This window comes from Paenibacillus sp. D9 (assembly GCF_001188365.1).
Taxonomy (GTDB): Bacteria; Bacillota; Bacilli; order Paenibacillales; family Paenibacillaceae; genus Paenibacillus_O; species Paenibacillus_O humicus.
In genome coordinates this window covers 4,657,501-4,670,007 of record NZ_JZEJ01000001.1, presented here as the reverse complement: position 1 = coordinate 4,670,007, position 12,507 = coordinate 4,657,501, and the positions used below count along the sequence as shown (strand labels likewise).

Here is a 12,507-nt window from a genome sequence, read left to right as displayed (position 1 = left end):
CACAGCCGAATGGCTTAGTGGATCGAAGAAATCCGGGTTCAACAGCGATTGGAAGGGCTATCCGCCTGCGGAATCCCTGAGCGTGCTTCGGAGCATGCCTGCGGAGTCCCTGAGCATGCTTCGGAGCATGCCTGCGGAGTCCCTGAGCGTGCTTCGGAGCATGCCTGCGGAATCCCTGAGCGTGCTTCGGAGCATGCCCGCGGAATTCCTGAGCGTGCTTCGGAGCATGCCTTCGGAATCCCTGAGCGTGCTTCGGAGCATGCCTGCGGAATCCCTGAGCGTGCTTCGAAGCATCCCTTCGCAATCCTTAAGCGAGCCACATCTGCGGAAAAGGCGAGCCATCACCCCTTCACCGCCCCGATCGTCAGCCCCTTCACAAAGAAACGCTGCACGAACGGATACAAGAAAATAATCGGGCCCGTCACAATGACAGCGGCTGCCATCTTGAGCGTCTCGGCCGGCGGCTTGAAGTCCGGCGACAGATTGCCCGCAATGCTCGTCTTGAGGACGGCTGCGCTGGCGAGAATCTTGTAGAGCAGGAACTGGAGCGGATACTTCGACTCCGTCGTGATGAACAGATTGGCCGTGAACCAATCATTCCAGTAGGCCAGCGCCATGAACAATCCGATCGTCGCCAGGCCCGGAGCCGACAGCGGCAGGATCAGCTTCCGGTAGATGGTGAAGTCCCCGGCCCCGTCGATCTTGGCCGATTCGGAGATCGACTCGGGAATCGACTTCATGAAGTTCTTCATGAGAATGATGTTCCAGGCGCTGAGCAGGCCCGGAAGCAGCAGCGCCAAGTAGCTGTCCTTGAGCTGCAGATGGTTGACGATGAGGATGTACCAGGGGATCAGGCCGCCGCTGAACAGCGTCGTGAAGTAGATGAAGAACGCCAGATTGCCCCGGTATTTGAAATCCTGGCGGGACAGGACGTATCCCGCCATCGAGGTGAGGAACAGCCCCAGCACCGTCCCGCATACCGTCAGCAGGATGGATACCCGGTAGGCGTTGAAGATCTGCGTCGGATCGCTGAAGACGGCGCGGTAGGCATCCACGGAAAATTGATCCGGGACGAGCTTGAAGCCCTCGGTGATGATCTCGTTCTCCGAGGAGAACGATCCCGATACGATGAGCAGAAACGGCAGCAGGCAGAGCAGGGCGAAAAGCGTCATCAAGACGTAACCGATCGCGTTGAACAGATGGGTCGATTTCTCCGTGCGGATTTTCATGAGCGGCTCCTCCTAGAACAACGCGTAGTCTTTATGCGTTTTGCGAATGATGTAGTTCACCGTAACGACCAGCACCAGTCCGAAGAAGCTCTGGTACAGTCCTGCGGCCGTGCCCATGCCGATATCGAAGTTGACGGCAAGCGAGCGGTAGACGTAGGTGTCGATGATGTCCGTCGAGTTGTAGAGGACGCCGTTGCTGCCGATGATCTGGTAGAACAGATCGAACTGTCCTTTCAAAATGCCTCCCAGGCTGAGGAGAATCAGCAGGATGAAGGTCGGCACGAGCATCGGAAGCGTGATGTAGCGGATCCGCTTGAATATGTTCGCTCCGTCGATTTTCGCGGCTTCATGATACTCGTCGCTGATGCTCATGATCGCGGCCAGATAGATGATCGTGCCGTAGCCGAGCCCTTTCCAGATGTTGAAGAAGATGATGATGTACTTCCACGGCGCGGTGTGCAGGTAGAAATCATACGGCTGCAGGCCCAGCTGGACCAGCACCGTGTTGATGACGCCGTTGCTGGAATTGAACAGGTTGAAGACGAAGGCTCCGACCAGAACGAACGAGACGAAGAAGGGCAGGAACATGATGGATTGCGTCAGCTTGCGGAACCACTTGCCCGGCAGCTCGCTGAGGAAGATCGCGCAGATCAGCTGGAGCGCGTTGCCGAGCAGGATGAAGGCCAGATTGTAGAGGACGGTGTTTTTGGTCAGGTTCCACAGCACGCCCGAATCGTAGAGAAACTTGAAGTTCTGCATGCCGACGAACTCGCTGCCGAACAGCCCGCCCTCGAAGTCGAAGTTCGTGAAGGCATAATAGACGCCTACCATGGGGATATACGAGAAGACAACGAAAAAGATCAGGGCAGGCAATATCATGAGAAACATGATTCGGTTGCGGGACAGCTCTTGGAGAAAGCCTTTCATTGGATTACCTCCGGCCTAATCGGATGATGGTTGCTGTAATCGATTTCTTTTTACCTCGAAAAGAGAGGATTGCCGGACAAGCAGCTTCGATCCGACCTGGAACGATCTCCTGTCCGCATACTGGTTGCCGCCAAGCTGATCGATCAGCTTCTCGGCGAGCAGGGCGCCCATGCTGTACTTGGGCTGGTCCACCGTGCTCAGCGTCGGCGTGATGTACTTGCTGACCCGGTTGTTGTCGACGCCGATGACCGCCATGTCCTCCGGAATCGACAGGCCTCTCTCGGAGCAGGCCCGATAGATGCCAAGCGCCATCTCGTCATTGGCTGCAAACACCGCGGTGAACGGATGGCCTTTGTCCATGAGGCGGTGGAACGCATCATAGCCGCCATTCTCGCTGAAGCCGCCGTTCTCGATCAGCTCCGGCACGAACGGCAGTCCCGCCAGCCGAAGCGCTTTCATATACCCCTCCAGCCGCTCGTAGCTGTCGGTCGCATCCGCGAATCCGCTCAGGAATGCCAGCCGCTCATGCCCCTGGATCGTCAGGTGGCTGACCGCCTCCTGGGCTGCTCCTACATTGTCCGTGTACACGCAAGGAATGAGCGGATGGTCGATCGATCTGCCGATCAGCCCGATCGCATACCCTTTCTCCGCATAGGCTGCCAGCTCGGCATCCGTAAGCTTGGGCGTAATGAGAATGATGCCGTCCACCGTCCGGTTCATGACGAGCGTCATGTAGTCGGATTCCTTCTCTTTTTGGTTCTGAGCGTCGCAAATGATGATTTTGTAGTGCAGCGCATTGGCCGTATTCTCGATCCCTTTGATGATTTCCGCGTAATAAGAGACCAGAATGTCCGAGACGATGACCCCGATCGTCATCGTGCGCAGCGCCCGCAGGCTTTTGGCGGAAGCGTTCGGCATGAAGCTCAGCTCCCGGATCGCCTCCTCGACGCGCAATCTCGTCTTGGCGCTTACCGCCCCGCTCCCGTTGAGCACCCGGGACACCGTAGCGACCGATACGCGGGCCGCCTTGGCCACGTCGCTGATCGTGCTGTCTGCTTTGATGTCTTTCAATTCATTCACATTCTCTCTTGCTCCAACTTGGCTCGTAATGTTATCGATTACATTTTGGATGAAAAAAAATGGCTCCGCCCTAAAGAGTGACAATCTCCCTTGCTTTTCCATGCCAATTCTGTCCAGCGGTTACATTTCGGAGTATAGCAAGGACGGAAAACGATTACAAGAACTTTTTTAGGTTGTGTCTCCCGGGTTGGATCGTCTAAAATGAAAGCAATGCTGAAAACGATTACAGTTCCCTTTGCTTCTTGCTTCCAACGATCGGAACTAGTCCTATTATAAAGGTTGATGTCTATCATGGATGTGAAGATTGTCGATGTCGCCCATCGGGCCGGCGTCTCTACCGCCACCGTGTCCAGGGTGCTGAACGACAGCTCCGGCGTCACGGCCAAAACCAAAGAGAAAGTGCTTCAGGCGATCAAGGAGATGGGGTATTACCCCAACGCCGTCGCCAAAAACCTGCGCGTGCAGAAGACGAAGACCATCGCGGTCATCGTGCAGGATATCAACGTGTCCTATTTCACGGAGATCATCAAGGGAATGGAGAACATGGCATACGTGAAGCATTACAAGGTGCTGATCTGCGATGCCGAGAACCAGCCGTCCAAGGAGCTGGAATACCTTACGCTCCTGATGAACCGCACCGTGGACGCCGCGATCCTGGTCGCTCCAGCGATCCCCGATTCCGACATCCTCGACATAGCCGGCAGAGGCTACGCCATCGGCATCGTCGGCCGCCACATCGAGCATGAAGGCGTGCCCTGCATCTATACCGACAACGTCAAATTCTCCACCGAGGTCGTGACCCATCTGGTCGGAATGGGCCACACGAGCATCGCCTTTCTCAGCGGTTATGCGGAATCGATCGACAGCTACGAGCGGCTGGAAGGATACATGAAGGCGCTCAAGGAGCATCGCCTTCCGTTCCGTCCCGAGCTGATCGAGAACGGGAACTTCAGCGAGGCAGGCGGCTACGAGGCGATGGAGCGGCTGCTGTCGCGGTCCGCCGATTTCACCGCCGTGTATGCCGCCAACGACGAGATGGCTTTAGGCATCTACAAGATCTGCAGGGAACGCGGCATTCGCATACCCGAGGACCTCGCTGTCGTCGGCGTCGACAACAACCGCATCAGCAAGTACATCACGCCGACGCTCAGCACCGTCAACCAGCCGAAGTACACGATGGGAGCCCTTATCGTCGAGAAGCTGATCGACTCCATGAACGAAGACCAGTTCAGGGACAGGCGCGTGTTCAAGGTCGATTCCGAGCTGCTGGTGCGCAGCTCGTCCTCCTTCCAGCGGAATTCCTCGTGAAGGCTGCGAACCCGAAATTTTCGGCCTTGATTTTTGGATAACGATCCCTTACGATATTTTCACCCGGTAAACGCTTCCAAAAAAGCGGGAATCCGGGTTTTGTGCCCGTTGTTTTGTAATCGATTACAGGGTGGGAGGTGTCCGTTGGTATCTCCGCTGGAATCTGGCTTTCATTTTTTCCTAGCGGCTCTGCGAAGGCATAAGCAACCTTGAATCCCTTATCCCCGAAAGGAGAATGATTGATGACGGCATGGAAAAAGAAAACCGCCTCTGTCGTGCTGGCCGCGGCGCTTGTCGCCGCAGGAGGCTCCTACGCCCCTCAGCCGGCCAAAGCTGCAGGCGAGCAGGTCGAAGTCTGGATCTCCACCTCCGACCCGAACTCCGAGCCGGCTGTAGGCCTCAGTCCGAGCGCCCGCCTGACGCGGATCGGCGACAAGAACTTCAGCGGCAGCGCGGGCAGCGCCGATTATACGATCACGGTGAACGAAGGCACGACCTACCAGCAGATGGACGGCTTCGGCGTATCCCTCACCGATTCCTCCGCCTGGCTGCTGAACTACAAGCTTGACGCGAACAAGCGGGCCGAGGTCATGGAGAAGCTGTTCGGCAATACAGGCATCGGGCTCAGCGTCCTGCGGCAGCCGATGGGCAGCTCGGACTTCACCTGGAGCGCCTATACGTATGCGGACACGGCAGGCGATACGGCACTCAACAATTTCAGCATCAGCCGCGACCAATCCTACATCATTCCGATGATCAAGGCCGCCCAGGCCAAAAATCCCGGCATCAAAGTATTCGCTTCCCCTTGGAGCGCCCCGGCCTGGATGAAATATTCCGGGACGCTGAACGGCGGCAAGCTCAAGGCCGAATACTACGGCACCTACGCCGAGTATTTCAAGAAATACATTCAAGCCTATCAGGGCCAAGGAATTCCGATCTACGCGGTCACCGTGCAGAACGAGCCGCTGTATGAGCCGACCCACTACCCATCCATGGGCATGAACACCCAGGATGAGATCGGCTTCATCGGCGACTATCTCGGACCGACGCTGAAAAACGCCGGCATCAACACGAAAATCATCGCCTTCGACCACAACTATCTGGACTGGGGCTTCCCGAACACCGTCATCACCAGCCTCAAAAACGCGGGCAAAGGCAGCTATGTATCCGGCAGCGCCTTCCACCACTACGACAGCGGCGACGGCTCGCAGATGACCTCGATGCACAATGCCCATCCCGACAAGGATGTCTGGTTCACCGAGGGCGGCTTCGGCAACTGGAACGATCCGCAGAACGGCACGTCGCAGGGCTTCGATACGATGATGAACGAGTTCATCAACATCACGCGCAACTGGTCCAAGTCCATCATCCTGTGGAATGCGGCGCTCGACCAGAAGGACGGCCCTTCGCTGCTCGGCGACAACAACAGCAACAAAGGCATGATCACGATCCAGAACTCCGACAACAACAACGCCAGGCCGGAAAATACGGTTACGTACAAAAAGCAGTACTACCTGCTCGGACACTTCAGCAAATTCGTCGTTCCCGGCGCTTACCGGATCTCGACGAACACCGGCAGCGAGATCAAGGACGTCGCCTTCAAAAACCCGGACGGCTCCAAAGTCGTCGTCGCCTACAACTCCTCCACCTCTGCCCGCAACGTGAAAATCCAGTGGGGCAGCCAGAGCTTCAACGTGACGATTCCGGCCAAATCCGCCATGACGTACAAATGGTACGGCACGGCTTCCTGACGGATTCCGCCCTTGTCCCTCAGCTTCCTGCATAGCGGTCAAAACAGACGAACAAGCAGCCTTCCCGGCTGCTTGTTCGTCTGTTTTTGGTTTTGCTCTGATTGCGTCCGCCCTTATCCCGGTCATGGATTTTCCAGATACAGATTGAACATTCCGTTCTCGCCGTTGCCCTCCCCGCAGGAACCCAGAAGATATTCCGTCCCGTTGTCCTTCTTGTTCTCCTTGATCGATCTGCAGAAGTCAAAGCTTGTGCGGGGCGTTCCATAAGCATCGTGGGTCGTGTCGTGCTTGTGCATGATCGTCTTCCCGTCAAACGACAGATTGTCGAAGATAGGGTCGCCTTCAATGGTGTACTGAACGACCTGAAGCTCGGCGGGAATGCCGGCCTCCACATTCGACTTGAATGTTTCCCATTTGTCCCGGTTGCTCACAATCCCGTGGGCGTTCACCAAATCCCCGTTGGCCGCCGCTTGATCCGCCCCGTATTTCAGCCCCCAGATCAGATCGCACAATCGGCGGGTCGATGTCTCCGTCAGCGTGTAGCCCGTCCCTGTGTCGGATACATACGTATACATGCCTTGCTTCGAATCGGGACGAAGCCAGAGATGAATTTCCGTCCGCTTGCCGTCTTCCGTGATGACGACGTCGTAATCCGGCTGGGCCACATCGAGAATGCCTTCGATTTTCGTAGCGGAACGGATCGCCTTGTCGAACGCTCCGAGCTGCCCTTTCTCCGAAAAGCTGCCGTAAGGAGCCTCATTGACTTGGCCAAAGCGGAGCGATCGGCTCACCGCGACTCCGTCGGCAAGCTTTCCTGAATCCCCCTGCTCCGCTGTCGATATGGAGCGAATGCCCGGCGAGGAGGACACGGAGTGCTGTCCTTCCCCGCAGCCGGACGTTATGCCAAGCGTGGCCGCTGCCAGCAAGATGATCGTTTTTCGCAAAAATACCCTCCTCCGTTCTTTACTTCCCTAACGGTTCGGATCGGGAAATGGTTGTTCATCCCATCATTTTATTTTTTTTGCTCCTCCTGCCGGCGTGCCTACATTCGCAGGGGCATTCAATTGCTTTGAGACTTGGGCGCAGAGGCATAGACTCCTGCCCCGGTTGCGTTTGCCTGGAATCCTATGGTACACTCAAACCACTTTGAATTTGAACGGAGGGTTACGTGTGATTAACTACATCCGAGTTCGCACGGTGCGTCGCTAATTGAATAGCGCCCATGTTCTGCCTTGTGCAGGGAACTCAGATGTGGTCTGTCCACGTACATAGCTCTAGCTGCCTCCATTTCGGCCTATCCGCTCCCAGGGTGCGGGAAGGCCGCCGTGGCGGCTCTATATGAGGCTATGCCTGGATAAGGAGGGATCGACGGCAGTCATTGCCGCCTCCTTCCTGCCGCCGCCATATCCAGCACACCTACGAGGACACGGGCTTTTTATGCCCGTGTCCTTTTTGCTGCTTCCCGAATCAGGGTATCCTATTTCTAAACCAGGCGGCTGCAAGTCCACTCGCACACCGAAAGGAAGATCAACCTTATGACCATAGCCCCAAAAGAAAAAGCCATCCTCGTGGGCGTCCACGAGCAGAACAACCACCAATTCGCCTACTCCATGGAGGAGCTGCGCAATCTGGCGGAAGCCTGCAACGTCGAGCCCGTCACGGAGCTGACGCAGAAGGCGGAGCGCATCCATAAGACCCATTATCTCGGGTCCGGCAAAATCGAGGAGCTCGCCGCGCTGGTGGAGCAGTTCGACCAGCCGACCGTCATCTGCAACAACGAGCTGTCCCCTTCCCAGATCCGCAACCTGGAAGCGGAGCTCAAAACCAAGGTCATCGACCGCACGATACTGATTCTCGACATCTTTGCCGAGCGGGCCCAGACGCGAGAAGCGCAGCTGCAGGTCGAAGTCGCCCGGCTGAGCTACATGCTGCCCCGTCTGGTCGGCCTCCGGGAATCGCTGGGCCGCCAAGGCGGCGGGGGCGGATCGGGCCTCGCCAACCGCGGCGCCGGAGAGACCAAGCTCGAGCTGGACCGCAGGCGGATCGAGGAGCGCATCCATGGGCTTGAGACCGAGCTGGAGAAGCTGGTCGCCCAGCGCCAGATCCAGCGGCAGCGCCGCAAGAAGAACGAAATTCCCGTCGTCTGCCTCGTCGGCTACACGAACGCAGGCAAGTCGACGCTGCTCAACGCCATGGTCGATACCTTCCATCCCGACTCGGGCAAAGGCGTACTCGCGAAGGATATGCTGTTCGCCACGCTGGAGACGTCCGTGCGCAGCATCGAGCTGCCGGACCGCAAGTCGTTCCTGCTGACCGATACCGTCGGATTCGTCAGCGGACTTCCCCATCATCTCATCAAGGCATTCCGCTCCACGCTGGAGGAAGTATCCGAAGCCGACCTGCTCGTGCATGTCGTCGATACGTCCAATCCCGAGTACGAACAGCAGATCCGGGTGACGGAAGAGACGCTGAAGGAGCTTCGCGCCGATCATATTCCGATGCTGTATGCCTATAACAAGTCGGATCTGGCGGAAGTTTCCTATCCGCGCGTGGAGGACAGCCGCATCTATCTGTCCGCTTATCGCCGGGAAGGCATCGACGAATTGGTCGAGTCGATCCGCAAGAGCATTTTCACCGACTATGTCCAGACCGAGATTGTCGTGCCTTACGACAAGGGCAGCTGGGTCGCCTTCTTCAACGACAACGCCCATATTCTCGAAACCGAATACGAGGAAGGCGGAACAAGGCTCAAGCTGGAATGCCGCGAGGCGGACTTGAACCGGTTCAAGAGCGAGGTCGGCGATACCGTCAGCGAATCCTGAGCCTATAAATACCGGGAATCAAACGGGAATGCCCATCGCGGCGAAGGAGCAGTCGATCGCTGCGCCCGCCGATATCCAGCGCCGGAAAACTGGTTTCATCACGAAAAAAAGCCTCTTTCCCTTCGGGGAAAGAGGCTTTTCGTATGGTTGTTATTTCTTCGCCAGGATTTCCGTCAGAACCGGAACGACCTGCGATTTGCGGGACACGATGCCCTTCAGCGTCGCCTTGTTGGCGTCCAGCTTCACGCCGAACGCTTCCTCGAAGGCAGCCGTGTGCTTGCCGAGAGCGATCGCGACGGAGTCGTTGTTGATGATGTCCGTCGTAACGAACACGAACAGATCCAATCCTTTGGAAGCGATGATTGCGTTCAGCGCCGCTTCGACTTCCGCCTGGCGGGAGAGCACATCATTCAGGTCAACGGCGTTGACTTGAGCGATCTCGACCTTGGCCGCGCCCATGGAGAATTCCTTGGAGTCGAGGCTGATCAGGTCGGCGACCGTCTTGTCGCTGAGGTCTGCTCCGGCCTTCAGCATGCTCAGGCCGTAGCTGGCGGCATCGACGCCGGCGATTTCAGCGAGCTCGCGCGCCGCTGCCACATCCTGCTCCGTGCAGGTCGGGGACTTGAACAGCAGGGAGTCGGAGATGATGGCGGACAGCATGAGGCCGGCGATTTCCTTGCGCGGCGACAGGCCGTTCTCCTTGAAGATCTTCAGCAGGATCGTAGCCGTGCATCCGACCGGCTCGGCGCGGTAGTACAGCGGCGCCTTCGTCTCGAAGTTGGCGATGCGGTGATGGTCGATGACCTCGATGACCGTTACTTCATCGATATCGGAAGCGCTCTGCTGGCGCTCGTTATGGTCGACAAGGATAACCTGCTTCGCCTCGGCGGCGACAGCCTCGACAAGGCGCGGCGCGCCGACTCCAAAGTGATCGAGAGCGTATTGAGTCTCGCCGCTCACCGTTCCGAGGCGGATCGCCTCGGCGTTCCAGCCGAGCTGGTTTTTCAGGTCCGCGTAGGCGATCGCGGAGCAAATCGTATCCGTATCGGGGTTCTTATGGCCAAAAACAAGTACTTTTTCCATCATCGTACTCCTTCGTCAATGAATTCATAAGCTCGTCCCCGATTATACCGTAAATCTCCGGGTCTCACCATACCTGCGCAGCGAAAAACCGACCATTCCGATCATCATTGATTTCACACCTTTTGAAGAGAGCGGCCCAATCCGCTGCGTACGAGCTTTCATATGCTGAAATCAAGGGTAAATTTATTATGCGGAACCATACTTGGACTATCCAGCCGTCCATCCATGAACAGAAGCGAGGCGAAGCTCCCATGTACGCCATCGGACAAAAATACCGCCATCTCCTGACCCAGGAGGTCGTGCAAATTTATTTCATTTATCGGCACTCGCAAACAAATCAGGAAATGATCTTCGATCTCGTCAGCGCCGTCGCCGACAGCGACTGCTCCTCCGCAGCCGAGCTGAGCGACGCGCTGCGCAGGACAGACCGGCGCAAGCTCCGCTTCTGGCATGTGATGGAGGATACGTTCAAGCACTATTACGACCGGGCTTGAGCCGCATCCTCACGCGAGGAAGCCCGGTACAGCCCGATTCCGAACAGCAGGCCGGCAAGGGACAGGCCGGATATCGTCAGGTACAGCACTTGGCCGCCAAGGCGGTCATACAGCCACCCTCCTCCGTACGAAGCGACGATGCCCGACACGCCGAAGAAGAGCAGAGCAAGCACCGTCTGCCCCGTCGCGCGCCATTCCTCCGGCACGATCCGGTACAGGTACTGGATCGCGGCCGAGTAGAACACCGGGAAGGTGACGATCTGAAGCAGCTGGATCGCAACGAGGCCGTATGGCTCCGTGATCCACGCAGACAGAAAGAAACGGATGAAATAGAAGAAGCCGGCGATCGAGATGAGCAGCATCTCCTTGCCGCGGCGGAGCCACCAGAAGCTCAGCGCGAAGACAACAATCTCGCTGCCGGCGGCCAGGAACCAGGCCTGGCCGACCAGCTCGGGCTTGCCGCCCAGCTCCCGGATGTAGACGCCGAGAAAGGTATCGTTGATCCGCTGCGGCACGGCGCTGATGAAGATGAGCAGCAGGAACAGCTGCGTCCTCCGATTGGAGAGGAACACCCGCAGGCTGGCGATCGTGACGGGCTTGCCCGACACTGCGGCATCGGGCAGCAGAAGCGCGACCAGCAGGCTGACGATGCCCGCGCCCGCGAACAGCCAGGACAAGCTGCCAGCTCCGAGATAGGACATGACGTAGCCGACCGCCAGCGACATGACGGCATAACCGAGCGCTCCGTAGGTGCGGATGGAGCCGTAGCTCGTCCCCAGCCGCTCCGCCGTCCGGAAGTTCAGGCTCTCGATGAGCGGATCGACCGGCATCAGGAAGAAGTACATGAGCATGGCGAACAGCAGCAGCATGCCGAAGCTCGAGGAATCGTACAGGAAGTAGCCGATGGCGGATGAACAGGCCACGAGCAGGAGCAGCACCTTCTGCACGGTGCGCATCCGGTCGCTGATCATGCCCCAGAGCGGCTGGGCGACGATCGTGATGAAGCCGCCCGTGCCCGTGATGAGGCCGATGCGGGCCGGATTCAGTCCTTGATCGCTCAGGTAGACCGGCATGAACGAAACGAACATGGCCAGCAGGGCAAAAAAGAGAAAATTAAATGCTTTAATCGGAGCCGTTCCACGCATAGGGTATACCTCTTTCTTCCGTTTCCTTTTATTTCAACTAGAGCAGGGCCAAGCTTGCTTTCTCTGAAATCCAAACCTGCTGCCCCGGAATACAACCTTGCTTTTCCTGAAATCGAACCTTGCTTTCCCCGAAATCAAACCTTGCTTTCCCCGAAATCGAAACTTGCTTTCCCCGAAATTGAACCTTGCTTATCCTGGAGCCCAAAAGACATTACGCCAGTGTAGCACAAAAAAGGCCGCTCCGCATCCTGAAAATCAGGATGGGAAGCGGCCTTCGGCCCGAACGTATGAAGCTCCGTATTCAGCGTTCAGCTTGCCGGATCAATGCATCGCGGCCGCATGCTCCTGCTCCTGGCGGGCGACCTCCTGGGGATCCATTCTGCCGCTGCCCATGAAGAAGGAGAACACAAGAGCGATGGCCGCGGGGAGGATCGCCCAAGCGAAGGTATGCACGATGGAGGAGCTGAGCGCCGAGGTGATGGAGTCGAGAATCTCCTGCGGGATATGCTTGCGGGCTTCGGGATCCAGCAGCTGGCGCGGATCGCTGAAGTTCAGGCCCTCCGGAAGGCCGGCTCCGCCGGCTGCTCCAGCTACGGCTCCGCCCGCCGTGCCGCCCGCTCCAGCGGCATCGGCGCCGGCAGCGGCTCCCCGAGCGGCTGGCCCCCCCC

Annotated in this window: 11 protein-coding genes and 1 pseudogene; 4 read left to right on the top strand and 8 right to left on the bottom strand. The window is 57.7% G+C overall.

Translation table 11 applies throughout. The annotated features are described in order from the left end of the window. Window positions 1-57: 57 nt before the first annotated feature. From VE23_RS20930 to VE23_RS20915, 4 genes are read right to left on the bottom strand one after another with little or no spacing between them, the layout of a single operon-like run. Window positions 58-294 carry a hypothetical protein gene (locus tag VE23_RS20930; RefSeq protein ID WP_049869000.1) on the bottom strand — a complete coding sequence of 79 codons (237 nt, stop codon included), beginning with the start codon at window positions 292-294 and terminating at the stop codon, window positions 58-60. Between the two features lie 47 nt (window positions 295-341). After that, window positions 342-1,229, bottom strand: coding sequence for a carbohydrate ABC transporter permease (locus tag VE23_RS20925; protein WP_021881351.1), 888 nt, complete (start codon window positions 1,227-1,229; stop codon window positions 342-344). A 12-nt stretch (window positions 1,230-1,241) separates the two neighbouring features. Further along, window positions 1,242-2,156 (bottom strand): ABC transporter permease, encoded by a 915-nt coding sequence (locus tag VE23_RS20920; protein WP_021881352.1) that lies wholly within the window; start codon window positions 2,154-2,156, stop codon window positions 1,242-1,244. A gap of 15 nt (window positions 2,157-2,171) precedes the next feature. Next, window positions 2,172-3,236 carry a LacI family DNA-binding transcriptional regulator gene (locus tag VE23_RS20915; RefSeq protein ID WP_232313105.1) on the bottom strand — a complete coding sequence of 355 codons (1,065 nt, stop codon included), beginning with the start codon at window positions 3,234-3,236 and terminating at the stop codon, window positions 2,172-2,174. A 291-nt stretch (window positions 3,237-3,527) separates the two neighbouring features. Between VE23_RS20915 and VE23_RS20910 the strand changes: the two genes are divergently transcribed. Further along, complete coding sequence (locus VE23_RS20910) at window positions 3,528-4,544, top strand: LacI family DNA-binding transcriptional regulator (RefSeq protein WP_049868999.1); 1,017 nt, start codon at window positions 3,528-3,530, stop codon at window positions 4,542-4,544. A 242-nt stretch (window positions 4,545-4,786) separates the two neighbouring features. Beyond that, a complete protein-coding gene (locus VE23_RS20905) occupies window positions 4,787-6,295 on the top strand; it encodes a glycoside hydrolase family 30 protein (protein WP_048747055.1) in 1,509 nt (502 codons plus the stop codon). A gap of 122 nt (window positions 6,296-6,417) precedes the next feature. Here VE23_RS20905 and VE23_RS20900 read toward each other — a convergent pair whose 3' ends face one another. Beyond that, the gene (locus VE23_RS20900) at window positions 6,418-7,239 is read right to left on the bottom strand and encodes a DUF4362 domain-containing protein (RefSeq protein WP_049868997.1); all 822 of its coding nucleotides are present in this window, start codon (window positions 7,237-7,239) and stop codon (window positions 6,418-6,420) included. Between the two features lie 591 nt (window positions 7,240-7,830). Between VE23_RS20900 and hflX the strand changes: the two genes are divergently transcribed. Continuing rightward, window positions 7,831-9,117, top strand: a complete 1,287-nt coding sequence (hflX, locus tag VE23_RS20895) for a GTPase HflX (protein WP_049868996.1) — start codon at window positions 7,831-7,833, stop codon at window positions 9,115-9,117. Between the two features lie 150 nt (window positions 9,118-9,267). On the opposite strand, the gene VE23_RS20890 is transcribed toward hflX, so the two are convergent. After that, window positions 9,268-10,200 carry a manganese-dependent inorganic pyrophosphatase gene (locus VE23_RS20890; protein WP_049868995.1) on the bottom strand — a complete coding sequence of 311 codons (933 nt, stop codon included), beginning with the start codon at window positions 10,198-10,200 and terminating at the stop codon, window positions 9,268-9,270. A gap of 188 nt (window positions 10,201-10,388) precedes the next feature. On the opposite strand from VE23_RS20890, the gene VE23_RS20885 reads away from it, so the two are divergent. Next, complete coding sequence (locus tag VE23_RS20885) at window positions 10,389-10,694, top strand: hypothetical protein (RefSeq protein WP_157054014.1); 306 nt, start codon at window positions 10,389-10,391, stop codon at window positions 10,692-10,694. Here the strand turns inward: VE23_RS20885 and VE23_RS20880 are convergent. Both VE23_RS20880 and VE23_RS27490 read right to left on the bottom strand, forming a co-directional pair. Next, complete coding sequence (locus VE23_RS20880; RefSeq protein WP_049868993.1) at window positions 10,679-11,839, bottom strand: MFS transporter; 1,161 nt, start codon at window positions 11,837-11,839, stop codon at window positions 10,679-10,681. The genes VE23_RS20885 and VE23_RS20880 overlap by 16 nt on opposite strands. Window positions 11,840-12,160: 321 nt before the next feature. Beyond that, window positions 12,161-12,507: pseudogene (locus VE23_RS27490) on the bottom strand (hypothetical protein); the annotation flags it as partial.

Coding starts and splice junctions, on each gene's coding strand:
- VE23_RS20930 (WP_049869000.1), bottom strand. CDS start 294: ATGCTTCGAAGCACGCTCAGGGATTCCGCAGGCATGCTCCGAAGCACG.
- VE23_RS20925 (WP_021881351.1), bottom strand. CDS start 1,229: ATGAAAATCCGCACGGAGAAATCGACCCATCTGTTCAACGCGATCGGT.
- VE23_RS20920 (WP_021881352.1), bottom strand. CDS start 2,156: ATGAAAGGCTTTCTCCAAGAGCTGTCCCGCAACCGAATCATGTTTCTC.
- VE23_RS20910 (WP_049868999.1), top strand. CDS start 3,528: ATGGATGTGAAGATTGTCGATGTCGCCCATCGGGCCGGCGTCTCTACC.
- VE23_RS20905 (WP_048747055.1), top strand. CDS start 4,787: ATGACGGCATGGAAAAAGAAAACCGCCTCTGTCGTGCTGGCCGCGGCG.
- hflX (WP_049868996.1), top strand. CDS start 7,831: ATGACCATAGCCCCAAAAGAAAAAGCCATCCTCGTGGGCGTCCACGAG.
- VE23_RS20890 (WP_049868995.1), bottom strand. CDS start 10,200: ATGGAAAAAGTACTTGTTTTTGGCCATAAGAACCCCGATACGGATACG.
- VE23_RS20885 (WP_157054014.1), top strand. CDS start 10,389: ATGCGGAACCATACTTGGACTATCCAGCCGTCCATCCATGAACAGAAG.
- VE23_RS20880 (WP_049868993.1), bottom strand. CDS start 11,839: ATGCGTGGAACGGCTCCGATTAAAGCATTTAATTTTCTCTTTTTTGCC.